At 69.9% G+C, this 25454-nt stretch carries 18 protein-coding genes; 4 read left to right on the top strand and 14 right to left on the bottom strand.

The window, feature by feature from the left end; genetic code table 11:
* Nucleotides 1-1968: 1968 nt before the first annotated feature.
* The 3 genes from OG223_RS00785 to OG223_RS00795 form a co-directional block, all read right to left on the bottom strand.
* Nucleotides 1969-2172: a cold-shock protein gene (locus OG223_RS00785; RefSeq protein WP_329240861.1), complete on the bottom strand. Its 204-nt coding sequence runs from the start codon at nucleotides 2170-2172 to the stop codon at nucleotides 1969-1971.
* 429 nt (nucleotides 2173-2601) lie between these two features.
* Nucleotides 2602-4485: a hypothetical protein gene (locus OG223_RS00790; RefSeq protein WP_329240863.1), complete on the bottom strand. Its 1884-nt coding sequence runs from the start codon at nucleotides 4483-4485 to the stop codon at nucleotides 2602-2604.
* Nucleotides 4486-6665: 2180 nt separating this feature from the next.
* Complete coding sequence (locus tag OG223_RS00795; RefSeq protein WP_329240865.1) at nucleotides 6666-7235, bottom strand: transcriptional regulator; 570 nt, start codon at nucleotides 7233-7235, stop codon at nucleotides 6666-6668.
* 543 nt (nucleotides 7236-7778) lie between these two features.
* Here OG223_RS00795 and OG223_RS00800 point away from each other — a divergent pair.
* The 3 genes from OG223_RS00800 to OG223_RS00810 all read left to right on the top strand — a co-directional run bounded on the left by OG223_RS00800 (nucleotide 7779) and on the right by OG223_RS00810 (nucleotide 10535).
* Nucleotides 7779-8177, top strand: a complete 399-nt coding sequence (locus OG223_RS00800; protein WP_329240868.1) for a DUF485 domain-containing protein — start codon at nucleotides 7779-7781, stop codon at nucleotides 8175-8177.
* Entirely contained in the window at nucleotides 8174-9781 is a 1608-nt protein-coding gene (locus tag OG223_RS00805) for a sodium/solute symporter (protein WP_329240871.1), read from the top strand. The genes OG223_RS00800 and OG223_RS00805 overlap by 4 nt, the downstream gene beginning before the upstream one ends.
* Before the next feature lie 280 nt (nucleotides 9782-10061).
* Nucleotides 10062-10535: a carboxymuconolactone decarboxylase family protein gene (locus OG223_RS00810; protein WP_329240874.1), complete on the top strand. Its 474-nt coding sequence runs from the start codon at nucleotides 10062-10064 to the stop codon at nucleotides 10533-10535.
* An 84-nt stretch (nucleotides 10536-10619) separates the two neighbouring features.
* Here the strand turns inward: OG223_RS00810 and OG223_RS00815 are convergent, their stop codons facing one another.
* From OG223_RS00815 to OG223_RS00835, 5 genes are all read right to left on the bottom strand, one after another.
* Complete coding sequence (locus tag OG223_RS00815; protein WP_329240877.1) at nucleotides 10620-12029, bottom strand: MFS transporter; 1410 nt, start codon at nucleotides 12027-12029, stop codon at nucleotides 10620-10622.
* Nucleotides 12030-12246: 217 nt separating this feature from the next.
* Nucleotides 12247-13521 carry an NAD(P)/FAD-dependent oxidoreductase gene (locus OG223_RS00820; RefSeq protein ID WP_329240879.1) on the bottom strand — a complete coding sequence of 425 codons (1275 nt, stop codon included), beginning with the start codon at nucleotides 13519-13521 and terminating at the stop codon, nucleotides 12247-12249.
* A gap of 205 nt (nucleotides 13522-13726) precedes the next feature.
* Complete coding sequence (locus tag OG223_RS00825; protein ID WP_329240882.1) at nucleotides 13727-14677, bottom strand: RNA polymerase sigma-70 factor; 951 nt, start codon at nucleotides 14675-14677, stop codon at nucleotides 13727-13729.
* 276 nt (nucleotides 14678-14953) lie between these two features.
* Complete coding sequence (locus OG223_RS00830; RefSeq protein ID WP_329240884.1) at nucleotides 14954-15706, bottom strand: sigma factor-like helix-turn-helix DNA-binding protein; 753 nt, start codon at nucleotides 15704-15706, stop codon at nucleotides 14954-14956.
* A 138-nt stretch (nucleotides 15707-15844) separates the two neighbouring features.
* Complete coding sequence (locus tag OG223_RS00835) at nucleotides 15845-16189, bottom strand: hypothetical protein (RefSeq protein WP_329240888.1); 345 nt, start codon at nucleotides 16187-16189, stop codon at nucleotides 15845-15847.
* Between the two features lie 161 nt (nucleotides 16190-16350).
* On the opposite strand from OG223_RS00835, the gene OG223_RS00840 reads away from it, so the two are divergent.
* A complete protein-coding gene (locus tag OG223_RS00840) occupies nucleotides 16351-17541 on the top strand; it encodes an RNA-guided endonuclease InsQ/TnpB family protein (RefSeq protein ID WP_329240891.1) in 1191 nt (396 codons plus the stop codon).
* A gap of 190 nt (nucleotides 17542-17731) precedes the next feature.
* Here OG223_RS00840 and OG223_RS00845 read toward each other — a convergent pair whose 3' ends face one another.
* From OG223_RS00845 to OG223_RS00870, 6 genes are all read right to left on the bottom strand, one after another.
* On the bottom strand, nucleotides 17732-19174 hold the full coding sequence (locus OG223_RS00845) for a DUF6851 domain-containing protein (RefSeq protein ID WP_329240894.1): 1443 nt from the start codon (nucleotides 19172-19174) through the stop codon (nucleotides 17732-17734).
* Between the two features lie 216 nt (nucleotides 19175-19390).
* Nucleotides 19391-20914, bottom strand: coding sequence for an MFS transporter (locus OG223_RS00850; RefSeq protein ID WP_329240897.1), 1524 nt, complete (start codon nucleotides 20912-20914; stop codon nucleotides 19391-19393).
* 133 nt (nucleotides 20915-21047) lie between these two features.
* Complete coding sequence (locus OG223_RS00855) at nucleotides 21048-21968, bottom strand: aromatic prenyltransferase (protein ID WP_329240900.1); 921 nt, start codon at nucleotides 21966-21968, stop codon at nucleotides 21048-21050.
* A gap of 289 nt (nucleotides 21969-22257) precedes the next feature.
* Nucleotides 22258-23529 (bottom strand): cation:proton antiporter domain-containing protein, encoded by a 1272-nt coding sequence (locus tag OG223_RS00860; protein ID WP_329240903.1) that lies wholly within the window; start codon nucleotides 23527-23529, stop codon nucleotides 22258-22260.
* Nucleotides 23530-23702: 173 nt separating this feature from the next.
* Complete coding sequence (locus OG223_RS00865) at nucleotides 23703-24356, bottom strand: undecaprenyl diphosphate synthase family protein (RefSeq protein ID WP_329240906.1); 654 nt, start codon at nucleotides 24354-24356, stop codon at nucleotides 23703-23705.
* Nucleotides 24357-24382: 26 nt separating this feature from the next.
* Nucleotides 24383-25453, bottom strand: a complete 1071-nt coding sequence (locus tag OG223_RS00870) for a methyltransferase (protein WP_329240909.1) — start codon at nucleotides 25451-25453, stop codon at nucleotides 24383-24385.
* Nucleotide 25454 lies beyond the last annotated feature (1 nt).

The following is a 25454-nucleotide window of genomic DNA, read 5'->3' on the forward strand; positions in this document are numbered from 1 at the left end:
TCCAGTCCCTACGCGCGTGGGGGTCAGCCCGAGCTGCTTAGCGCTGTCGATGCGCTGTTGAAGTCCCGTCCCTACGCGTGGGGGTCTGCTTGGGCTACTTGCCGCCGTCACCGAGCTCAGCCAGTCCCCACGCGTGGGCAGGGCTTCGATCTCCCGAGCCGTGTTGGCTCCAAGCACAAAACTCCAGCTCAACAGCTCCTCCGCTATCAAGACTTACACGAAAGCGTCCTGGCATTTTGCGCGCAAGTGTCCCGCCTAGAAAGAGACCTGGTCCGCCATCACCACAGGTCAGCGCACGTTTCCAGGAGGGGTCCGGCTGGACCGGGAGGCACTGCGGCGGCGCGCGGACCATCCGGTGCCCGAAGCTGTCCGCGGCCGCTGGGGGTAGCCGTCGGCACGCCACGATCCTCTGTACTCAGCGAGTTCGCGCAACCGGTCGGTGAACTCTCGGGCAACGGCGAAGATGGTCTTGCCCGCAGCGGCGCAGGTGATCGTGCCCTGGCCGGCTCGGCGTACGGGGTGAGTCGTCGTCGCGGCTCGTCGGACTCCTCCCCCGGGCCGGTGGCCGGACGGCGATACGGACGCAGGCCGCTGGTCGTATGTGGACAACTGCTGCTCGCTATGGGCATAGACCTGCGTCTGCATACCGGAGCGGAAAGGTACGTCGGCCCAGGACCGGGCGGTGCGCAGGTCACCACCACTTCCACTGACCGCACCGCCACCGAAAGCTGGCCACCACGTGCTCGTGCAGGCTCTGACCCACAGCACCTGCACGATTTCGAAGAAGAACTCATCTCACCCGCATAAAAACAGTAAAATCCTCTCTGCACGGTCACAGTCGTGCAGGTCAGCGAGGGTCCCGTCCCTACAGGTGGGGGTCAGTCGCCTGCTCATCCACCACGAGGTCGCCTTCGCCGGTCCCGTCCCTACAGGTGGGGGTCAGTCCTTGGCCGTGGCCGCCGCGACGGGCGTGATGCAGTCCCGTCCCTACAGTTGGGGGTCAGTCCGCCGCGTACGCGAGGAGGCGGGCGCCTTCGCCGGTCCCGTCCCTACAGGTGGGGGTCAGTCATGAGACCAGGCCGGGCCGACCGCTGCCGAGGAGTCTCATCCCCACACGTGGGGTCCGTCCGAGACCCCCAAGGTCGAACCGACCGCGTGATCGTCCAGTCCCTATGCGTGGAGGTCCATCTCCGGGCCTGGTGAAGTGGGAGGGCACCCAGAGGTCCAATCCCTACGCATGAGGGTCCATCTAGCGAACCGCTCGCACAAGCCCTCACCATCGTGTCCAATACCTACGCGTAGAGGCCCGCCCTCTACACCCAAGTCGCCCAGCGTCTTGAGTTCGTCCAGTCCCTACGCGCGTGGGGGTCATTCGTTCGTCTCCACCATGGGCGAGTCGAACTGCAAGCCCAGTCCCTACACGTTGGGGTCAGTCGTTCAAGGATGCCGAGAGCGCGGGACTGGTGACGTCCCGTCCCTACGCGTGGGGGTCAGTCCATTCCGTTCGCCGACGAGGTCTGCAACGTCGGGTCCTGTCTCTACGCGTGGGGGTCAGTCCCACTTCGACTTCGTCGCCTTGATCGCTCTGTCGTTCAGTCCCAACACGGTGGGGGTCAGTCCGAGTGGCTGTCTGAACGCATGCCGGCGGGCATCGCCCAGTCCCCACCCATGTGGGGGCCAGTCCGCCGTGAGCGCGGCCGGATCACGTTCTTCGCTGTCCATCCAGTTCCTACGTGCGAGGGTCTATCCACGCGTGCCGCGCGCACCCGCGTGGCGTCAAGGTCCAGCACGGGGCGTCCCGCAGCACCCAACCACCGCCAGTCCGCCGGTACCGCGTCGCTGCCACCCGGTCCGGGCGTCGGAGCGGCGGGCCGCCCTTCGCCGCTCGGTGGCCTCGTCCCGAGCGCGTCGTCCGTACGCATCAGGGCCCGGAAACAGTTCCTGCTTCCGGGCCCTGACAGCGAGGGGTCAGGCAGGGGTGATGTTCTCCGCCTGCGGGCCCTTCTGCCCCTGGGTGATGTCGAAGGTGACCGTCTGGCCCTCTTGCAGTTCGCGGAAGCCGGAGGCGTTGATGTTGGAGTAGTGCGCGAAGACGTCCGGCCCGCCGCCGTCCTGCTGGATGAAGCCGAAACCCTTTTCGGCGTTGAACCACTTGACGGTTCCGCTGGCCATGCTGGTGCCTCTCAGTCAGTGTCAGGAGCCGCACCGCGCGACCCCGAAGGCGATCGTCCTGGTCCGGCCACCGCACAGCAAAACGCCCGCGCAACAGCGCGGGCAGGTACTGCGAACCACGACATCTGACGGTGACGCTACACGGCGAGACCAGCACCCACCAGAGGGAGTGACAGCCCTGCACGGCGCCACACCACCAGGGGATCCAGGGCCTTCGCCCTGGCTCGGGGTCCGTCCGCGCGGCCTGGTGACGCAGGCGATGGCGGTGAAGTCCGACCTCCCGTGAGAATGGCATCTGGCATGAGCGTTTGGACCATTGTCCTCAGGACGTCCGGTCCCAGACGCGAGTGCTGGCTGCGTTTCAGGGCGATCCGTGACGCTACCCGTCCGCGGCGCCGCTGGGCCGACTGCGTCCGCCGCCGTACCCGGTCAGGTCGTCGGCTGTTCGCGCTTGAGCAGGGCGGTTTCCAGCGGCCGGAGTGCTTCACTGATCTTGCCCTCGAAACGCTGCGGATGGCTGAAGGCGGTGGTGATGGTGGCGTAGAGGAAGCTGCGCATCGGCATGCGCTCCAGGTGGCTGGCCTGCTTGCGCTGGATGAGCGTCAGCAGGCTGACGCCCTGTTGTTCCTGGAGAGCCTCGATCAGCTCGAGTTCTTCGACGTCGAGGACTTCGAGCGGCATGACGTCCTGGCCCTGGAGCAGGCCGTCGCGGTCGGCGCGTTCCCTGATCACGGTCATGGTGACCGGGTTGACCGGGAACCCTTCGGTGAGCAGGAGAAGCGGCAGGTATCTGCGCCGGACAGGGCCGGCGACGCCGGTGAGGCGGGATTCGTCCCGGCGCAGGGCCTGGATCGTGGCGTCGATCTGGTGGACCTCATCGAGGAGTTTGTCGATGTCGTTGACCTGCGCGTCGCCGGGGACGGCTGTGGCGGCGTCTCGCTGGAGCTGGCTGGTGGTGACCTCGACGACGATCCAGGTGTCGCCGTAGTCGATGGCCGCGTCTGCGATCTTCTGCTTCTTTTCCTGGAATGCCGTCTTGAGTTCGGCGTCGTCGTAGACGCGACGTGCACCTCCCTGCCCGGTGATGCTGTGCAGGATCTCCGATACGTACAGTTCGCTGAGCCGGCGCAGGGTGTGGACCGCCTGCTCGGCGCGTTTCTTGTGGCCGGCAGGCCGGGAGCGGGTACGGGGCGGGAAGCGGATGTCGTTGATCGGCAGCCATCCGAAGGCGCGGTCGATGAGGTAGCGCTGGTCCACCACCAGGAGGAGATCGCCGAGGCGGACCACGGGGTACTGCTGGAAGGCGTCGAAAGTCCATTCGGTGCGGCGCTGCGCCCGCTCCGCCTGCACGGCCTCGCGCAGCGTGTCCGGATGGGCGCTGATGAGGGACAGGGCGCCTGCCGCCCGCCCGGCCGGCAGGAGGGTCTCCAGTTCGGCGGCCGGTGTGAGCACCTCCCCGTGGCAGGCGGCGATCCACAGGGCGCCCGCGACGATCGTGAGGTCGTCCAGGGTGACACCGGTGCATTCCTCGTAGACAGCGGCGAGGTCGACCAGGCCGCCGATGTTGTCCACCTGCGGGAGTCCATGGCGCCACCGCCGCACGTAGCGGGTGAGGGTGTGCGCGACGGAGGTGCTGTTGTTGAAGTACTGGTTCGCGATGATCTCCCGGCCCAGCTCGCCCGGCTGGTCGGTGATCACCGTCGGGCCCTGCCGACCGGAGGCCCCGGTCAGGTCGGAAAACGTCAACAGCGCCCCGACCAGGTTGCCCTGCTCGGTGTCCTCGGGCAGCGTGTCGGGGCTGTGCTCGACAGCCGCGCGGGCCAGGAGCATCAGGGCCTGGGGCACCAGGAGAGCCCGGCGCGGATCACGCAGCAGGTTGAGCACGCGCGTGCGGAACGGATCACGCAGCCACTGTGTCGCGAAGTGCCGGTCGAGGTCGGCACGCGAGGCCCCGGGCTGGCTGAGAGCGTTGAGGAGCTCGGCGCAGAACTGCAGCACCACACCGAGGGGAAGCACACGAAGCTGCCGCACGGTATAGCCGGAATCGGCGGGGAAGCCGAAGATCTCGCTGAAGGTGAGATAGACCCCCAGGAGGTCTATCGGCTGAGTCGGCGCCGTGGCCGGGGTGATCAGCCCGCTCGGCTGCTGCTGCCACTGCGGGGTGAGCGCGGGAGCCGTCGTCCCCTCGAGGACGGGCCGCCCCGGGACCGGCACGGCCAGGTACGCGTCCCGCAGCGATCCCGGCTCTCGATCCGCCAACTGCCTCCGAAGGAACTCGATCTGTGCCGCCACCTGTTGACCTGCATCCGCCACGCCGCCCCGCCTCATCTCTGCCTGCTCCGGCCAGCCCCCGAGGGAAGCGTCCAGCCCGGTCCCTCGCCCCGGCATGCCGACACAAACAGACTTCCCGCGCTGAACCGGCGTCGGGTGAGAGTTTCGCAGCAGCCACCGACAACCAGCGCGCCGCCCGACCACAGCGGCCTCCTACGTACCGTCGACGCCGAGAACAAACCCATCTCACGCCCAACCCGTCACGAGACCGCCCGGCTCCGCCACTCGCATGCCACCTCCTCTGACCGCATCGCGCCACCGACAGCCGGCCGGCCACCACGTGCATGTGCACGAGATCAAGGAAGAACCCCTCACACCCACATGAAAGACAGTAAAATTCTCTCTGCGCGGTCACAATCGTGCAGGTCAACAAGGGTCCAGTCCCTACACATGGGGGTCAGTCCGTGATCAGGCCCTTTTCGGAGTTGTCCGCATTGTCCAGTCCCTACACGTGGGGGTCAGTCGATGGGAGCGGACAGATAGACGACCGCGGCGGCGTCCCGTCCCTACGCGTGGGGGTCAGTCCACCGCGCCGCTGAACTCCCCGGCCTACCGCCGGTCCCGTCCCTACGCGTGAGGGTCAGTCGTGGGAACCGACCGAGGGCGATCGTCCCCGCGGCGTCCCGTCCCTACGCGTTGGGGTCAGTCGCACTCACGGATCGAGGAGATCGTCGACTCGCTGTCCCGTCCCCTACACGTGGAGGTCAGTCCGAGGCATCCGGCTGAAGGTCCGTGTCGATGTAGTCCCGTCCCTAAACGTGGGGGTCAGTCGGTGTGGCAGACCGCGGGGGTGATCTGGGCCTGGTCCCGTCCCCACACGTGGAGGTCAGCCCTAGCGCGAAAGTGTGCAAGGTATCTTGCGTGAGTCCCGTCCCTACACATGGGGGTGAGCCCGGATCGGCCACGTGCTGGAAACGGTCGACGAGGTCCCATCCCTACGCGTGGGGGTCAGTCCACACCGACCGCCGTCGCCGCCCGCAACAAGTCCAGTCCCTACGTGCAGGGGTCAGTCCACGCACATCGAGCAGGAACAGCGCGACGTTCCATCCAGTCCCTGCGCGTAGGGGTCAGTCCCCCACTCACCTGGAGCGCCAGCCGATCCAGCAATCCAGTCCCTACGCGTGAGGGCCCGTTCGGACCACTTGCCGCCGTCGCCGAACTGCGTTGTTCCCGAGCATAAAACTCCTGTTCAGCAGCTCCTCCGCCTATCAGGACTTGCACGAAAGTGTCCTGGGATCTTGCGCGAAAATGTCCGGCCCACAAAGACATTCGCCACGCCAAAGAAGCAGGTCACAGAACGTTTTTAGCGGACACTTTCACGCAAGACGACCCGGACACTTTCACGCGAGTTACCAGGCCGTTCGGGCTGTGTGCTGCGATGTCTCGCGCGTTGGGTCGGGGGGGATTTCAGTGAGTGAGGTGGGGGTGCTTGTGGCAGCGCGAGCGCATTCTGCTTGGTCCAGGTGCTGGGGGAATCCTTCGATTTGTTCTGTGGCGGGCTGGCCACACAAAATGCATGGTCTGGCGAGTTCAGGTTGTAGTGGCTTTGGTTTTTGGAGTTGGCCAGTCGGTGTTGAGGGGGTGGCCTGGTCTGCGGCCTGTTTGGGGGTTGAGAGGTGTTGGATGAGCGGCGGCGTTCCGGGGGAAGGGATTCGCATGCCACGGTTGGGCCGGCCAGTAGCTGCAGTACGTTCATCCCGTAGTGGGCGGCCAGTGCGTCGCAGTCGGCCAGGGTCCAGGAGGTTTGGCCGAGTTGACGGCGGGAGACTTTTGGTTGGGTCAGCCCGGTTCCGGCCGCGAGGTCGGTCTTTGATTCCCCGGTGGCGTGCATCAGAGCCGCGACGGTGAGGCGCAGCGTCTCTTCTGTAGACGTCGTCATGCCTGCAAACTCTAGCTGTTCCATCTATTTATTGCATGGAAGGAACGTTGCTTGTTGTCTGCGCGGTGAGGTTGAAGCCGTGCTGCCCCGAGCGTTGCCTCACGTTCACGAAGACATGCGGGCGACGAGCTCCTCTTGCCCGCATGGATCGCACATGTCCAAGTCTCGCTCGACGGGAGCTGTCTGGCAGACCAGGCATACCGGGAAGGCGCACCGGATGCAGGTGGTCATGGCGCTGTCTGCACTGACAGCGGTCGGTTGGTTCACCGTGTGGGCCGAGTCGTCAGGCCGCGAATCCCACGGAGGTCACGTACTCGTATTTTCCCCATTGCGAGCCGAGGTTGACCATCTGGTCGATCCAGGCGTCGTCGAGGGCTGGGGCGTTTGTTGTGGCCCAGGCTTCGATGATGGCGTCCCAGTTGCGGATGTTGAGTCTGCGGTATTCGAGGACGCGTTGGTGGGGGGTGGGTACGTGGCTTTGGTCGAGGGGGTGGATTTCTACTCGTGTTCCGCCGTTGGCGTTCAGGCGTTTGAGTAGGTATCGGGCGACGTTGTGGCGGCGGAGTGTGCGGTATGCGGTGTCGATTTTGGCGAGGTTGGCTTTGTTGGGGCGTTGTTTTCCGGTGAGCCAGGCTTTGAGGGTGCGGGGGGTGACGCTGATACCGGCTTGGTTCATGGCGTTGTGGCCGGTGGTGGAGCGGGTGAGGTAGCGCAGGCGGGCGGAGAGGCCGCGGGGGGTGGTGACGGGTGAGGTGATGCCGCCGGCGAGGGTGTCGAGTACGCGGGCTGCGGCTTCGCTGCCTCGGTCGCCTTGGGCGCCGTAGTGTCCGAAGTCGTGTGTCCTGTCGGGCATGGGTGCTCTTAGCGTGGGCTGGTGTGGGGGGCGTGGTTTTCTTTTGTTTTTGACTGTGTCACGTCGCGCCTTTCCCTGGGGGTTTTTCGCCGGTCGCCGGTGATGTGTAGTTCGTGGGTTCCCGTGCCGCGCACGGACTTAGAATACATGTATTTCGCGTATTCGAGAATTTCTTCGTCTTCTTCGGTGATGGCTTTTTGTCGGGTGTCGCGTAGGGCTGGTGGAATTTTTTGAAGGGTTGTTCTGTCGGTCCGGAGGTCGCCGGGGTGCGAGGCGGTGCATGAAGCCTCGGGGGTGGGTTCGGTGGCCCAGGCGGAGGGGGTGGTGAGGTGGGGGCTCACTGGGCACTGCCGTGCTCCCCCGTCCCCCTCTCCTCATGCGCAACATCCGAGGTCAGGCGCGGTGTGGTGGTTTGTTCAGGGAGTTTGTCGGAAGTGCTGCGCCCGGTGCGGGAGGCGCATAGCGTGCGGTGATCCGGGCCGTTTTCCCCGCGTTTCGCGGTCCGTGCCTTGTGGGGCCCCCGACCCTCTAGGAGATCTTGGGATGTCTTCCGACAGCTCCGAGTTACGTCCGCTGCCGCATCGGGCCGGGCGGCACGCTTCCGCTGTTGCGCCGGGGTGGGCGGTGGGCCGGGTCCGTCCGTGGACCGGGCCGCACCGGGATCTGCGGCTGTTGCGGCGGGCGTGCCGGTGGCAGCGGCGGGTCGCGGCGCTGGCGGCGCTCGGTTATTTCGCGGTGTTTCTGGCGCTGACCGTCGAGATGCCTTCGCTGATGGGTCGTCCGGCGCCGGGCGGGCTGCCGTTGGGGCTGGTGCTGGCGCTGGTGCAGTTGCCGGTGACCTGGCTGGCGGTGGTGTTCTACGAGCTCACCGCGCGCCGGTTCGTGGATCCGCTGGCGCGGCGGGTGCGGCGGCAGGGGCGTGACGGGGAGTGGCGGCGGTGACGGATTTCGAGGGTGCCGCGCAGTCCTGGTCGCTGGTGGCGTTCTGCAGTGTGGTGACGCTGACGCTGCTGTTGTGTGTGATCACGGGTCCCGACCGGGAGGATCTGGACGAGTTCTATACCGGGTACCGGTTCCTGTCGCCGTTGCGCAATGGTCTGGCGATCGCCGGTGACTACATTTCGGCGGCCACGGTGCTGACGGTGGGCGGGATCATCGCGTTGTGCGGGTACGACGGTGTGGTGCTGGCGCTGAGCACGCTGTTGTCGCTGCTGCTGCTGATGTTCGTGCTGGCGGAGCCGCTGCATCACACGGGCCGGTTCACGATGGGTGATGTGCTGGGGCGTCGTATGCCGGGGCGGGCGGTGCGGATCACGGCGTGCGGGGTCACGCTCGCGGCGCTGGTGCCGATGATGGTGGTGCAACTGGCCGGTGTGGGGCAGTTGTTGGCGTTCGTCCTGGGGTTCTCCGACGGTGCGATGCGTACGGGGTGTGTGGTGGGGGCGGGGGCGCTGATGATCACGTATGCGGCGATCGGGGGGATGCGGGGGACGGCGTTGATCCAGATCCTGAAGACGGTGATCCTGCTGGGTTCGGGTCTGGTGGTGGCCGCTCTGGTGCTGCACACGTTCGGGTGGAGTCCCCGGGCGTTGTTCGGGGCGGCCGCGGCGCACAGTGGTGCGGGGGCGGGGTATCTGCGGTACGGGCTGCAGTTCGCCGGGGGGCGTTATCCGGCGTGGGACATGGTGAGTACGCAGTGCGCGATCGTGCTGGGGGGTGCCTGTCTGCCGCATGTGACGATGCGGATGTACACGGCGGGCAGTACGCGGCAGGTGCGCCGGGCGATGTCCTGGGCGGTGTCGGCGGTCGCCCTGTTCATGGGGGTGATGACGGTGGTGGCGGTCGGGGCGACGGCGTTGATCGGGGGCAGGGAGATCGCGGCGGCGGATCCGCGGGGCAATACCGCGTATCTGCTGGGGGCGCGGGCCGCGTTCGGGGCGGATCTCTCGCGTGCGGAGGGGTTGTTGTTCACCACGGTCACCACGGCCATTTTTCTGACGCTGCTGGCGTCGGTGGCGAGCATGACGCTGGCGTGTGCGAATTCGCTGGCGCACGATGTGCTGGCCCGTGCGGGTACGGCGCCGTTGCGGGAGATGGCGTTGGCGCGGCTGGCCGCGCTGGGGGTGGGGGTGCCGGTGATCGGGCTGGCGGTGCTCGCGCAGCATCGCAGTCTGCAGCCGTTGGCCATTGTGTCGTTCTGTCTGGGTGCCTCGGCGATCGCGCCGGCGCTGGTGCTCGGTCTGTTCTGGCGGCGTTATACGCGTGCGGGTCTGCTGTGGACGCTGATCGGCGGGAGTGTCAGTGTGCTGGTGCTGATGAGCGGCACCAATCTCGTCTCCGGTTCTCCTCAGTCGGCGTTCCCGGGGGCCGACTTCAACTGGTTCCCCTTCACGACCACCGCCCTGGTGTCGGTGCCGGCGGGTTTTCTGTGCGGTGTGGTGGGGACCGTGGTGTCGGGCAGGAGGGCGGCGGCGCGGGATCGCGGCCGGTACGAGGCGGTCGAGGCCGTGGTGCTGGCCGGGCCGTCGCATCCCCGGGGCGGCTGACGGGACGGTGCGGGGGCCTGGCCGTCGTATGTCTGCTGTGTCCCGCTGTCGTACGTCTGCTGTGTCCCTCTCCCCCGCTTCCCCGCTTCCCCGGGCCGGGGGTGGCCGGATTGTGTGGTGGTGGCGGTGTGGGCGGTGGACTCGTCGCCGGTCCGTGCCGGTGTGCCGCGGTGGAGCGGATATAACACTCGTGAGGGCCTGACGGCTGGTCAGGTGCCCTCCCCTCCCCTTTTTCTTCTTTTCTCGGGGGTGGGTATCGACGAGGACACAGGAGTGCGGCATGGAAGCCCGGTTGAACATCATGGCCAGTGCGGTGGCGGCCAAGGCCATGAAGCACATCGTCGCGGCGGCCGGGGCGCTGGCGGAGTCGACGGTGCCGGCTTCGACGCGGGAGCTGGTGATGCTGCGTGCCAGTCAGATCAACGGCTGCGGGGGGTGTGTGGACATGCACACCAAGGACGCGGCGGCGGCCGGTGAGACGGCGCTGCGGCTCAACCTGGTCGCGGTGTGGCGGGAGGCGACGGTGTTCACCGATGCCGAGCGGGCGGCGCTGGAGCTGGCGGAGGAGGGGACCCGGATCGCGGACGCGGCCGGCGGGGTGTCGGACGAGGTGTGGGCGAATGCCGCCAAGCACTACGACGAGGACCAGCTCGCCGCTCTGGTGACCCAGATCGCGGTGATCAACGCGTTCAACCGCGGGAACGTCATCACCCGTCAGCCCGCCGGGGGGTATGAGGTCGGCCAGTTCCACTGATGCCGCGGGCGCGGACTCCGTGACGGCGGCGGCACCCCGGCAGCGCCTCCTGGCGCCCGGGGTGCCGGTGTTGGGGCCTGTGTCTCACTGCTGTTCGGGGACGGGGAGCGGGAGCGGCCGGGGGGCGGGGTGGGGCTCGGCGGTGTGGAGTTCGGCCGCCCGGGGGGTGCGGTGTCGGGACTGGAGGGTGAGGGCGGCCAGGACGCACAGGGCGACGGGGGCGGCGAGGGTGAGCAGGACGGTGGAGAGGGTCCAGCCGGCTCTGACCATCAGGCCGCCGAGGAGGCCGCACAGGACGGGGCCCAGTTTGCCCATGCTGCTCGCCCAGCTCATGCCGGTGGCGCGGGCGGAGGACGGGTAGGCGAGGGCGGTGATCGCCTGCAGGGTGGCGTTGGCGGCCGGGAGGCAGCAGCCCAGGACGAAGGCGGCGGCGAGCAGTGCGGTGAACTGCACGGCCCACAGGGCCGCCGCCAGGAGGGCGAGGGTGCTCATGGTCCACAGGGTGGTCAGGACCCGGAAGCGGTCGAGGCGTTTGAGGGCGAAGGACACCGAGAGCTGTCCGGCCAGGCCGCCCCATCCGAACAGGGCGACGGCCGCGCCGGCCTGTGCGGAGCTCAGGCCCGTGCGTTCGCCGAGCAGGGGCAGGTAGCTGAGGATCACGAAGACGACGCCGAGGCCGACGAAGAAGCACAGCCACAGCAGGAGGGTGGTGGCGGCCAGGCCCTTGGCCAGGAGGGTGCGCGGGGAGGGGCGTGCGGGGAGGGGGGTGGCGGGCCGGCCCGGGGCGGGGTGGGTGAGGTGGGTGAGGTCCTGGTGGGGGGCGACGGCGGCGAGGGCGCGGTGCACTGCTTCCGGGCGGCCCCGGGCGGCGAGGACGCTCACCGACTCGGGGACCAGGCGCAGGACGGCGGGCAGGAGCAGGAGCGGGGCCAGGCCGGCCACGGCCAGGAGGGTGCGCCAGCCGAACGCGGGGATCAGGAGTGCGGACAGGACGCCGCCGAGGGTGGTGCCGGCGGTGACGCCGGTGAAGGACAGGGCGACCATCTGGCTTCTGCGCCGGGCCGGTGTCCAGTCCGCGACCAGGGCCATCACGCCGGGCAGGACGGCTCCCAGTCCCAGGCAGGCCACGGTGCGCAGGGCGGCGAGGGTGGTGATGCTGTGGGTGAGTGCCATGGCGGCCGTGCCCAGGCCGAAGACGGCGATGCCGGTGACGGTGATGCCTTTGCGGCCGTGCCGGTCGGCGAGCGGGCCGGTGGCCACGCCGCCGGCGACCATCGCCACGATGCCCAGGGTCACGGTGGCGGTCACGGCGTCGATGCCGGTCCCCCAGTCCTTCTTGATCAGGGGGTAGACGAAGGCGGCGACGGTGGCGTCGAGGCCTTCGGCGATCATCATGAGCAGGCCCAGGGTCACGATGAGCCACTGCCGGCGGCTCATCGGGCCGCGGTCGATGAACTCCTGCGGGCTCAGCCGTGGCGAGGTGTCCGTGGTCATGAGCGGGCCCTTTCGCGCGCGTGGTCGTAGCCGTGGCCGTGGGTCGTTGGTGGCCGTTCGTGGCCGTGGCCGTTCGTGGTGGTGCGGGGTGTCCCGCGGCCCCGCCCGGGGCCGCCCGTACGGCGTGCCGGGGGCGGGCGGCGCCGGCCCCCGGCTGTGGGCCGGGGGCCGGGGCTGTCGTCGTCCGGCGGGGGCCGGCCCGGGGTGAGAAGGGGTGTCAGCCGGCGGCGGGGGCCGCTTCGGCGTCCGCGATGAGGTCGTCGAACTCGAGGTTGAACAGGGCGTGTTTGCCGCTGAGCCCGGAGATCAGCTTGACGAAGTCGACCTCGTTGGCGTTCTCCCGGCCGGGGTCGGTGATCTCCTGGGCCAGGCTCCAGTAGAAGCCCTTGCTCTTGGAGCGGTCGTAGAACTGCTCCACGAAGTAGCGGATGTCGCCGAAGAAGTCGCGGTAGGCGGTGGCGTAGCGGTCCAGTGCCTTCTCCTCGATCTCCGGGTGTTCGAGGATGGTGTCGACGATCTTCGACAGGGTGCTGCCGGCCATGGTCGCCAGGGCGACGCCGGTGGAGAAGAGCGGGTCGACGAAGGCGGCGGCGTCGCCGACCAGGACCCAGCCGTTGCCGTAGAAACGCTCGTTGGTGTAGGACCAGTCGCGGGCGGTGCGGTAGCCCGAGGTCTGGTGGGCGTCCTTGAGGAGTTCCTTGAGCTTGGTGGTCTGGGCGAGTTCGGAGGCGAAGAGGTCTTCCATGGAGGCGTCGGCGGCGCTGGCGGTGGCGGAGCGGGTCACGTAGCCGACGCTGAAGACGCCCTTGTCGATGGGGATGCCCCAGAACCAGCCGTCCTTGATGCCCTCGATGAGGATGTTGCTCCACTCGTCGCCGGGCAGGCGGTGGCAGCCGTCGAAGTACGTCCACACCGCGACGTTCTGCAACTGGTCGTGCCAGTTGATCTCGGAGTACCTGCGGCCGATGACGCGGGCCTGGCCGGAGGCGTCGATGACCAGGGACGCCCTGGCCTCCTGGACGCCGGGCAGGCCGCGCAGTGTGTAGGTGACGCCGACGACGCGGCCGTCCTGTTCGAGGGTGTCCTTGACGGTCGCTTCCTCGACGACGGTGACGCCGAGTTCGCGGGCCCGGTCCAGGATCATCGTGTCCAGGTCGGCGCGGCGTGTGTGGTAGGAGTACGGGATGCGGCCGCCGGTGGAGAACGAGAAGTTCCAGGGGATCTCGTTGTTTCCCCACACCAGTGTGCCGCCGTATTTGCGTTCGAATCCCCTGGCTTCCATGCGCTCGGTCAGGCCGAGTTCCTCCATGGGCAGCATGAATCCGGGGATGAGGGACTCCCCGACGTGATAGCGGGGAAAGCGTTCACGGTCGAGTACGAGAACGCGGCGCCCGCGCTGGGCGAGCAGCCCCGCGGTGGTCGCACCGGCGGGTCCGCCGCCGATGACGATGACGTCGAAATCGTCAGAAATCCCGAGCAGAGTGGACGACATACGAGACCTTCCCCAGTCGATGTGGCGGCGCTCGCGGGTCGCGTGAAGAGTTTCCGTGCGGAAGGTTCCGGTGGGGAGTTCTCTTCCGGCCGCCGAGCGCGTTCATGAACCAGGGTGCAGGGGGCGTCGGGGTGGTGTCACCGCCGATATTGCTCAGTTACCGCCCCGCTTTTTCTCGATTGCTCCTCCGTTGTTTCCCAGGGGTTTATCCGTTTTCCCCGGGCGGGAATTCCCGGCCGGCCTGCCTGCGGGCCCGGTTGGCCTCGCGGCTGACGGCCCAGGCGTCCGCGACCGGGCCCAGGTGGCCGAGCTTGTCGGGGTTGCTGACCGAGCGGATCGTCTGGATCCGTCCGTCCAGGACGTCGAGGGTCCAGGTGTTGAGGACCCTGCCGTCGCGGTCGCGGAAGATCGCGCCGGGCTGGCCGTTGACCTCGTGCGGCTCCATGGTGACGTCGACGCTCAGCAGCGGCGGGAAGTAGGAGGCGAGGAGGCGGGCGACGTTGTCGGCGCCGACGACGGCCTTCGCCAACTGCGGGGACTTGCCGCCGCCGTCCCCGACGATCTGCGCGTCGGCGGCGAGCAGGTCGCGCAGGCACGCGACGTCGCCGTCGCGGACGGCGTCGAAGAAGCGCCCGGCGAGGTGCTCGCGTTCCTGGCGGTCGGCCTCGAAGCGGGGCCGGCCCTCTTCCATGTGGCGCCGTGCGCGGACCACGAGCTGGCGGCAGGCGGCCTCGGAGCGGTCCAGGGCCGAGGCGATCTCGGGGAAGCCGAAGGAGAACACCTCCCGCAGGACGAACACCGCCCGCTCCAGCGGGGAGAGCCTCTCCAGCAGCAGCAGGGCCGCCATGGAGAGCGAGTCGGCCAGTTCCGCGGAGCGTGCCGGGTCCTCGTAGGGGTCGGCCAGCAGGGGCTCGGGCAGCCACTGGCCGACGTACACCTCGCGCCGTGCGCGGGCCGAGCGCAGCACGTCGATGGAGATGCGGGTGACGGTGGTCGACAGGAAGGCCTTGGTGGAGCGGGGCTGGGTCGGGGAGGCGGTGAAGCGCAGCCAGGACTCCTGGACCGCGTCCTCGGCCTCGCTGACGCTGCCCAGGATGCGGTAGGCGATCGAGAACAGCAGGGGCCGCAGTTCCTCGAACTCCTCGGTCCTGCTCATGCCGGCTCCTTCGGGAAGCCCTGGCGCCGCCGGGTGCGCGGCGCCCGCCCTGTCCGGCGCCGGCCGCCCCGGTGCTGTCTGCCGGGAGCGTAGCGGGTCGGCGGTGGTGCGGGAGCGGTGGTCGGGGTGCGGCATATCGGCCTTCTTGGCGGTGGTCGTCGCGGGGCTGGGCGGGGCGGGGTGTTCTGAGTCCGGGACGAGGCAGCCCGGCCGGCTGTGACACGGCCGGCCGGTGGCGGCGGGTCCCGCCGTCCCGGGTGCCGGGCGGGGCGCGGGTCACGGGGCGGAATCCGGGAGCGGGGGGCGGGCCGGTACGGCCGGCGGGGCGGGGGGTGCGCCCCAGCGGACCGTCTGGATGCGGCCGTCGAGGATGTCGAGGGTCAGGGCGCCCAGGACGGTGCCGTCCGTGCCGCGGAAGACCGCGCCGGGGCGGGAGCCGTGGGGCCGCGGCTCCATGGTGACGCCGACGGCGAGCAGTGCCGGGACGACGGCGGCCAGGACTCGGGCCACCGGTGCGGAGCCGGCGATCAGTCCGGGCCAGGGCCGTGCCCCGCCCACCGTGTCGCCCGCCTCGGCGACGGCGGCGGCCAGACGGCGGCAGACCGCCGGTGAGCAGCCCACCACCGACGCGGTCTGCGCGAGGGTGCGTCCGAAGACCTCCCGCAGGACGAAGAACGCGCGGGCGGGCGGGGGCAGCCGCTCCAGCAGCAGGGCGGCCGCCGCCGACGCCGACAGCGGCCCGGCCGGCTCTCCCAGGTCCTGGAAGGGGTCGGCGGGCGGGGGTGCGGGCGGGGGCGGCCCGGTGTGTTCCCCGTCCCGGACGGGGGCCGTGCGCGGCATGTCCGCCGCGATCCGGGTGACCAGGTCCGACAGGAAGGCCCGCGGCTCGGCGGGCACGGCGGGGGCGGCCTCGTAGCGCTGCCGGGCGGTGTGCACGGCGTCCCGGGCCCCGTCGAGGCTGCCCAGGATCCGGTAGGCGATCGCGAAGAGCAGGGGCCGTGCCTGCTCGAACTCCTCGGTCCTGCTCACGCGGTCCCCTCCTCGCCCGGCTGCCGGGTGTGTGCCCTCTCCCCCACCGGACGAGACAGCCCCCGCGGCGGTGACACGGCCCCGCGTCCGCCCGCGCGGGGGAGGCGGGCGGACGCGGGCGCCTGGTCCCGGGCGCTGTCAGCGGGCGTCACGTCCGCCGCGCCGCCCGGGGGCCGTGCGCTGTTCGTGCCGGGCGGCGTAGACCGCGAGGAAGGCGGCCAGCGCGCGCACCCCGCCGCCGGCCGGTCCCAGCGCGGTGAGCGGGACGCTCCGGCCCAGGGCCGCCGACAGCGCGCTGTGCTCGTGCAGTGCGGCGGCGGCCAGTTCGCCGTACGGGTGCTGCGCGCGGCCGGAACCGGAGCCGGAGCGGGTACGGGGATCGGGATGGGGGTGGGTCATGGAGAGGGCCTCGGCCCAGGCCCGGGACGTCAGGTCGGCGCGGTGGGTGCGCGGCTCGGGGGGCGGCGGTGGGGCGGGGCTCATCGGGGCTCTCCTTCGTGGATACCCCCGGCTTCAGCCGGGGGAGGAAACGAAGCTCCTGCGAAGCAGGGCAGGGAATGCCGGTTCGCCGTCAGGGCAGACCGGCGTCCACCGTCTACCGGCCGGCACCCGCCACTCACACGGGAGTTGATAGAACGTGAGGCATGGCGCGGCAGGTCAAGCGGGCGTTCAAGTACCGCTTTTACCCCACGGACGAGCAGGCGGCCGAGCTGTCGCGCACGTTCGGCTGCGTCCGCTTCGTCTACAACAAGGCGCTGGAAGAGCGCACACGGGCCTGGTACGGAGAGCAGCGCCGCATCTCCTACGTCCAGTCGTCGGCCGCGCTGACGGAGTGGAAGAAGACCGAGGAACTCGCCTTCCTGACGGAGGTGTCCTCGGTTCCGCTCCAGCAGGCGCTGCGCCACCTCCAGACGGCGTTCGGGAACTTCTTCGCCAAGCGCACGAAGTACCCGCGCTTCAAGTCCCGGAAGAAATCCCGCGCGTCGGCCGAGTACACCCGCTCCGCCTTCACGTGGCGCGAGGGCCGTCTGACGCTGGCCAAGACGGCCGGTCCGCTGGACATCCGCTGGTCGCGTCCCCTCCCGGAGGGCAGCGAGCCGACCACGGCGACCGTGTCCCGTGACCGTGCGGGCCGCTGGTTCGTGTCGCTGCTGTGCGACGACTGCATTACCCCGGCTCCGGATACGGAGAACGCGGTTGGCATCGACGCCGGCATCACCTCCCTCGTGACGCTGTCCACCGGGGAGAAAGTCGCCAACCCCAAGCATGAGAGGCGTGACCGCGCGCGGCTGGCCCGGGCGCAGCGTGAGTTGTCGCGCAAGGCGAAGGGCTCGGTGAACCGGGAGAAGGCCTGCCGCAGGGTCGCCCGCGTGCATGCGCGGATCGCCGACCGGCGCCGCGACTTCCTGCACAAGCTGTCGACTCGTCTCGTCCGTGAGAACCAAACGGTCGTGATCGAGGACCTCACCGTCCGTAACCTGCTGAAGAACCACACCCTGGCGCGCACCGTCTCGGACGCGTCGTGGACGGAACTCCGGTCGATGCTGGAGTACAAGTGCGCCTGGTACGGGCGCGAACTCGTCGTGATCGACCGCTGGTTCCCCAGCTCGAAGCTGTGCGGGGCCTGCGGCACGGTCGCGGCGAAAATGCCGCTGAACGTCCGCGCGTGGACGTGCGACTGCGGCGCCGTACATGACCGCGACATCAACGCGGCCTGCAACATCAAGGCGGCCGGGCTGGCCGTCTCGGCCTGTGGAGCCGGTGCAAGACCTCAAGGGAGTTCTCCTGGCGGGCAGTCGGCGTTGAAGCAGGAACCCCTACAGCGCGAGCCGTAGGAATCCCCCTCCTTCAGGAGGGGGAGGAAGTCAACGGCGTCTCCTTCCGTCTTCCTTCCGTCGGGTGCGCCGCTGTGCTCTTTTGCCACGGGCGGGTGTGCGGGGCGTGCCGTACGACGTCACGTCCCGTCGTACGGCGGCGTCTCACGCGTCCTGCGCGGGCGCGGCGGTGGGTGTCCTGCCCGGGGGGTCAGTGGCCGGGGTCGCCGTTGACGTGGCGCTGGACGAAGTCGTGGGCCCGGTCGCCGAACTGGGTGCCGAAGCGGAGGGAGCGTTCGGTGGTCTCGGGGAAGTGGGAGCCGGCCCAGACGCGGCTGCGGGCGCACTCCCGGGCGAAGTCGCTCCAGGTGGCGTAGTGCAGGTCGACGTCCTTCTCGGGGGTGGTCCCGGGTTCGGTCAGGGTGGAGCCGGCGGGGACGGTGTGGGTCCAGTCCAGGATGTCGTCGCCGAGGAAGCGCCGTGCGGCCTGGCCTTCGGCGGCGATCAGGGTCGTGGTGCCGCAGGGGTACTCGGGGCTGTCCCCCGGGGGCAGATAGCCGGCCCACTCGCTCGCGGGCAGGTCCTCGACCGTGCCCCTGCCGGGGCCGCCCCAGGCGGTGACCGGGCTGTCGCCGTGCACGTGCCGGATCGCGCTGAAGGGGCGGACGGCGTCGTGGGCGTGCTTGTGGTGCCAGGCGGCGATCAGCGCGTCGAGCTGGGCGACGGAGCTGGTGAACAGCAACTGGACCCAGCCGTCCAGGTCGAGGTCCGCGTCGTGGGCCAGGCCGGCGGCCTTCGTCGACTGCAGGACGCTGAGGTAGGTGTTGTCGAAGAACTCCGCGGCCGCCTTCTGCTCGTCGCCGAGCGCGGCCGAGGCGGCCAGGACCTCGTCGGCGCTGTGCCGGTAGGCGGGGGCGTCGGGGTGGCGGGTGTGCTCGGGCGGGGCCAGCTCGAAGCGGGCGGGGTCCCGGTAGGTGTAGGGGGTGGTCAGGCGCAGTTGCGGGGTGAGGAACTGCTGGACGGTGAAGGCGCCTTTGTCGCCGGGTCCGCCGCCGGCGCGGCGGCGGTGCGGGCGGGACGCGGGCTGCCAGCGGGCCGGGTCGGTCAGCTCGTGGGCGGTGTTGGCGGGCCGGTAGCCGGTGTAGTCCTCGAAGGGGTGGCCGTGGTGGGTGCGGCCCTGGTCGCCGAGGAAGTTCATGCCGTCGTGGGCGTGTGCGCGGACGGCGGCCGCTGCGGCGAGGGTGCCGATGCCGGCCGGGGTGGTGGGGTCGGGTGCGGTGTCGTCGGGGTCCAGGCCCAGCACGGTCATCATCTGGCGCATGACGTGTTCGCGTTCGGGATAGACGGCGTTGGCCACGTGGGAGGAGGCGTACAGGGCGGCGATGTTCTTGTTGCGGTTGGTGGCCCGTTCGGCGGCGGGACGGCGCTCGATGCGGGCGTGGACGCCGACGGCGGTGGGGTGGTAGGGCGCCAGGGCGTCGAAGCGCGCGGCCCACATGACGGCCTGGACCCAGACGATCAGGGACACGTCCTGGGGGGCGATGGCCTGCTGCTGCCCGGAGGAGTCGCCGGCGGCGGCGATCAGGTCCCGGTAGAAGTTGCCGCGGTCGAAGTCGAAGGCGAAGCCGGCGGGAGAGCGCGGGGGCGTCGTCATGGTGCGTCCTCATCCTTCTTGGGGCGGGGCAGGGGCGGCTGCGGCAGGGGTGCCGGGGGCGGGTGGCGGTGCGGGAAGGGCCGTACGGGAGGGGCCGTGCGGTGCCGGACGGGGTGGTGCCGGACGGCGGTGCGGGCCGGTGACGCCCGGTGTGGTGGCCGGGGATCACCGGCCCGCGGGCCTGCCGGAGGGGGCGGGTGGTGGAGGGTGGAGGTGTCAGGCCTGTGCGGCCTCGGGCTTCGTGGCGGGCCGGGCGGCCGGGGCGGCCTGGGGTGCGGGCAGCGGGCCGCTGCGCAGCATCAGGCCGGCGATGACCGCGCCGGCGACGAAGACGGCGGTGCACCACCAGAAGACGGTGGTGTAGCCGTGGATGGAGGCGAGGTGGACCTGGCGCGCGGTGGGGGTGGACTGGACGTGGTCCTCGAACCAGGTGCCGGTCGCGGTCGCGGCGATCGTGTTGAGCAGGGCGGTGCCGATGGCGCCGCCGAGCTGCTGGCCGGTGCTCACGCACGCGGAGGCGATGCCGGTGTCCTTGAGGGCCACTCCGGCGGTGCCGGTGCGCAGGGCCGCGCCGTAGATGAGGCCCAGGCCCAGGCCCACGGCGGTGACCGGGCCCATCAGGTGGGCGGCGTAGCCGGAGTCGAGGCCGATGCCGGTCAGCCAGGCCATGCCGGCCGCGCCCAGCAGCAGGCCGGTGGTGACCAGCGGGCGCGGTCCGTACTTCGGCATGAGTTTGACGGCGCTGACGTTGGCGCCGACCGCGGTGAACACGAGCATCGGCAGCAGGGCGATGCCGGACTCGATGGCCGAGTACCCGAGGTCGGTCTGCATGTAGTAGACGAGGAACAGCATCACGCCGAAGGTGCCGGTGCCCACGAACAGGGTGGTGAGGTAGGCGCCTGCGCGGTTGCGGTCCAGGACGACCCGGGGCGGCAGCAGCGGGTGGGAGGCGCGGGTCTGCCAGAAGGAGAACAGCAGCAGCAGTGCCGCGCCGGCAGCCAGGACGCCCCAGGTGGAGGGGGTGTGCCAGCTGTGCTCGGCGGCGTTGGAGAAGCCGTAGACCACGCAGAACATGCCGCCCGAGGCCAGCAGGACGCCGGGGATGTCCATCCGGGCGCCGGTCTTGGGCTGGCGCTCCAGCAGGAGCAGGCCGCCGACGAGGGCGAGGCCGGCGAACAGGAGGTTGATGTAGAGGCACCAGCGCCAGTTCAGGCCGGAGGTCAGTGCCCCGCCGAGGATGAGTCCCAGGCCGGTGCCGGCGGCGGCGACCGCGCTGAAGATGCCGAAGGCCTTGCCCTTCTCCTTCGGGTCGGTGAACGTCGTCGCCAGCAGGGCCAGTGCGGCCGGTGCCAGCATCGCGGCGAAGGCGCCCTGGAAGGCGCGGGCGGTGACCAGCATCCCGAAGCTGGTGGCGGCGCCGCCGACGGCGGAGGCGGCCGCGAAGCCGCTGAGGCCGATGAGGAAGGTCTGCTTGCGGCCGATCAGGTCGGACAGGCGTCCGCAGAACAGCAGGAGGCTGCCGAAGGGCAGCGCGTAGGCGGTGACGATCCACTGCCGGTCGGCGTCGGTGAAGTGCAGGGCCTGCTGTGCGGAGGGCAGGGCGAGGTTCACCACGGTCAGGTCGACACCGACCATGAGGTAGGCGGTGCAGATGACGGCGAGGATCAGCCACCGTCGCGGGTTGGCGGCGGCCGGCCCCGAGCTCGGCCCGGCCGCGGGTGCCGCGCTCTGTGTCTCCATGGTCTTCTCCCTTGTGGTGTCGCATGGTGCGGATGTCGGGCGTCACCCCCTTGGACGAGACGGGGCGGCCGGGCTGTGACACGCCCTCCGCGGGGGCGGCGCATCCGCTGCCCCCGGTGTCCGCCGGCGGGGGTTACGGGTGGGGGGTGCGGGTCTGCATCAGCCGGACGGGTTCGTAGGCCGCCGGGAGGCGGTAGTAGGAGCAGATCTCCAGGAACTCGCCCGTGGGCAGCCATTTGACGGCGAAGAGGTTCATGCGGTCGCCGGTGTAGGTGCGCGGGGCGGTGGCCGCGAAGCGGGCGAGGGGGGCTTCCACCGGGGCCGGGATCGCCGCCAGGTCCAGGCCGGGGCCCAGCGGCGGGGCGAACGCGACCCGGGCGATGTCGGGGCTGTCCCAGCCGAGGGTCACATTCGCGCGGAAGGCGGTGCGGGCGAACTCCAGCATCGGTCCGCTCGCGGCGGGCAGCCCGGTCTCGCGCAGCAGCGAGGCGAGGGCGGCGGGCGGGGGGCTGTTGTTCTCGGTGAACTGGAAGTAGAGGCTCACCGTGCGGCTGCGGTAGTCGATGCCTGTCATCGCGACCTCGTCCAGGCCGTGGCGGGCGAAGAGGCCGAGGTTGTGGGCGACGGCGGGCGGCATCGACGGCAGGGCCGCCAGCGCGGCGGGTTTCTGCAGGTCGCGGGGGAAGTGGGCGTAGATCTTCTTGAAGCCGGCGACGGCCGAGCAGTCGGTGAAGTGTTCGGTGATCTCCCAGCCCTGGGCGTGGATGTCGGCCAGGAGGGAGGCGACGGGGTGGTCCGTGGCGGCGGTCAGTCCGCTCGCCACCGCCCGGGCGTACGGGTCGCCGGTGTCGGGGGATATCGTGAAGCAGTAGTCGAGCTGTCCGGCATGGTGTTTCCCGGTCAGGACGCTGAAGACGACCATGGCGTTCTCGAAGGATCCCCCGAACGCGGTCAGGACCGGCCGGACTTTCTCCCGGGAGCAGGGTGCGCCCACCAGCCGGGCCGATTCCTCGATGGCCGCATACAGTTTTTCCGCCTCGGTGTCCGCGGACATCAAAACTCCAAGTGGTCGGCGCCGGCCGTCGATTCCCCGGAATCAGAGATCCGGGATTCCGGATCCGGGATTCCGGCATCTCTGATTCCGGGCATCTCTGATTCCGAATACCGGATCTCCGGTTCCTGATTTCCCGGTTTCCGGTTTCCGGTTTCTGATTCCCTCGGGAATCCCGTGCTCTGTCGCTGTCCGAACATAGCGCGGGACCCCTTGAGAACCGCTGGAAATCCGCTCAGGGCCGGGCGGGTACGGGGCAGGCCTTCTTTTTCTGGGGGGTGTCGGGGGGGTGTTATACGGCCGTGCTCACGGTGTCCGCCGTGTGCCCGGGTACGGCGGCCTCCCGCGGGCGGGCGGTGTCCGCGGGGCGGCCGATGATCCAGCTCAGCAGCGGGCCCGCCATCGCGGTGGTGACGATGGCCATGACGACCATCAGCGAGTACAGGTCCTTCCCCAGGAAGCCCAGTTGCAGGCCGACGTTGAGGACGATGAGCTCGGTCAGGCCGCGGGTGTTCATCAGCGTCGCGAGCGCGGCGGACTGCCGCAGCGGCATCCGGTTGAGGCGGGCCGCGGTGAACGCGCCGGTGAACTTGCCGCCGACGGCCACCAGCAGGATGAGCCCCAGCGTGCCCAGCGCTCCGGCGTCCAGATGGGACAGGTCGACCTGGAGACCGGCGACCAGGAAGAACACCGGCAGCAGCAGGGTGCCGCTCAGTTCGCCCAGCCGCTCGTGGACGTCGGCGCGCAGCCGCTCGCCGCCGGTGCGCGGCAGGATCACGCCGAAGAGGAACGCGCCGAAGATGTAGTGCAGGCCCACCCACTCGGTGGCGGCGGCCGACAGCAGCAGGCCCACCAGGACGGCCGCGAACACGGTCGGGGTCAGGGTGAGGGCGGGGCGGCGGGCCACGAAGCGGCGCAGCAGCGGCCGCAGGACGAAGAGCATGCCCAGCAGGTAGGGGACGGCGAGCAGGATGCGCCACTGGTCGGGGCCGGCCGAACCGCTGACGGCGACCACGCCGGCCAGCAGCGACCAGGCCAGGACGTCGTCGATGGAGGCGCAGGCCAGCGCCACCACGCCGAGCGGGGAGCGGGTCATGCCCCGGTCGGTGAGGATGCGGGCCAGCACCGGGAACGCGGTGATCGACATGGCGATGCCCATGAACAGCATGAACGCCGTCCGGTCGCCGGTGCCGTAGTCGTCCATCAGGTACAGCGCGAGCAGCGTGCCCAGGCCGAACGGCAGCAGGATGGAGCTGAAGGAGACGGTCGCGGCGAGGCTTCCGCTGCCGCGGATCATCGCGGCGTCCCACTCCAGGCCGACCAGGAACATGAAGGCCGCGACGCCGACCGCGGCCAGGGCGCCCAGCAGCGGCCGGATGCCGGCCGGGAAGAGCGCGTCGGAGAGCGCGCCGTGGAAGAGGGTCGGGCCCAGCGCGATGCCGGCGAGGACCTCGCCGATCACCGCGGGCTGGTTCAGCCGCCGGGCCAGCGCGCCCAGCAGGCGGGCCAGCAGCACGATGGCGGCCAGGCCCAGGAGGAGGGAGGAGGTCTGATGGGTGGTCATGGCGGTGGTCTCCGTAGGGTGGGGTCCGGCCCGGGAGCAGAGCTAGGGTGACGCCGCGGCGCCGGCGGCGGCGGGCGGCGGTGCGGGGGCGGGAAAGACGCGAAACCCGGCGCCCACTGTGTGTGGTCACCGGGTTTCGCGCGCGGCGCGCAGAGGCGCGCGGGGTGCGGGGGTCAGGCGGGGTAGGCGCCGTAGCGGCGGTCGCGGGCGCGCAGGTCGCGCAGGGCGGTGTCGAACTCGGCGCGGGTGATGTCGGGCATCAGGGCGTCGGAGAAGTACAGCTCGGCGAAGGGGGACATCAGCGGGTAGAAGTTCGACAGCCGCACATGGCCGCCGGTGCGCAGCACGTAGTCGACCGGCTCGGGCACATAGGCGTGGGCGGCCAGGATCTCCTCGGTCAGCTCGGGGATCTTGCCGTTGAGCTTGTTGAAGATGCCGGTGATCTCCCGGGACAGGGACATGCCCAGCACGAAGTGCAGGGTGAAGTCCGCGTCCTTGGCCGACTTCTCCCGCAGGTCCTCCAGTTCGGTGCGGTAGAGGTCGGGCACCAGGTCGAGCAGTCCGGAGAACTCGAAGTTGACCTCGCCGTGCAGACGGCGCGCCACGTCGTTGAACGCGCCCAGGAACGTGGTCACCGCGGCCTCGGGGCGGGTGTAGTTCTGGGCGGAGTTGGTGGCGATGTAGAAGTTCGTGAAGCCTTCCTCACGGACCCAGCCGGTGAACTCGACGATCTTGTCCGCCATCGCCCGGTAGCTCTCCTGGAGGGAGACGCCCTGGTTCTGGGACCAGCGGCGCATCCCGTCCGGCAGCAGCATGAAGTTGGACACCGTTGCTCCTTCGGTCGGGTGCCGGCTCAGGCGGCTTTGCGGGCGGTCAGGAGGGCCTGGACGGGGATGACGTCCGGGGGGATCTCGGCGGAGTCCTTGGTGAGCGTGCGGGTCACCTCGAAGCCGCACTCGCGCAGCCAGCGCTCGTAGACCGACAGTTTCTGCGGGCCGCCCTGGCCCATGGTGGCGCCGATGAAGAAGGCCGGGAAGAAGTCGACGTTGTAGTTGTCGGTGTCCTTGATGTCCTCCGGGTAGACCGGCACCAGGATGTTGACCGTGCCGCCGACCTCGAGGGACTTGTGGACGCCCTGCAGGATCCTGACCACGTCGTCCTTGTCGAACATGTCCAGGAAGTGCTTGACCAGGACGACGTCGTAGCCCTGGGGGATCTCGTCGAAGACGTTGCCGCCGATGAACGACAGGTGATCCTGGAGGCCTTCGGCGCGGAAGTTGGCCAGCGCCTCGCTCTCCTTGTCGGGCAGGTCGAAGGTGGTCACCGTCAGGCCTTCGGAGGCCTTGTGGCGGTAGGTGTGGATCGCGCCCAGGCCGGTGTTGCCGGCGACGTCCAGGACGCGGGAGCCGGCCGGGACGTCGATGTTGTCGAAGAACCAGGGGTCGATGTTGGCGGTGACGCTGTTCATCAGCCGCAGCCAGGACCGGTTGAGGTCGGGGTGGTCGGCGACCGCGTCGTAGAGGGTGCCCTCGGCGCCGTAGAGCTCCTTGAGGCCGACGACGGTGCCGGTGCGGGCGGACTCGGTGAGGTAGAACAACTGGCGCAGCGCGGTGACCTTGATGAGGTCCATGTAGGCCAGGGCCCGGTCGAGGTCGGCGGTGGGGACGCCGGCGAGCGCGTCGAGGGTGTAGGTGTCGGTGTCCTCGTCGTGGGCGACGAAGCCCTCCTTGACGAGGAGGAACAGGAGCTGTTCCACGGCGTCGGGCTTGGTGCCGGCGACCTCGCCCAACTGGGCGGCGCTCTGGGCGCCGCGTTCGCGCAGGGCGTCGATGATGCCGAGTTCGAAGCTGGAGAGCAGGCTCATGAACCGCGAGGGTCCGACCATGTACTCGCGCAGTCGGGCGAGCGTGGCGTGAGGTGTCACG

Source organism: Streptomyces sp. NBC_01478, from assembly GCF_036227225.1.
In the GTDB taxonomy this organism is placed as follows: Bacteria; Actinomycetota; Actinomycetes; order Streptomycetales; family Streptomycetaceae; genus Streptomyces.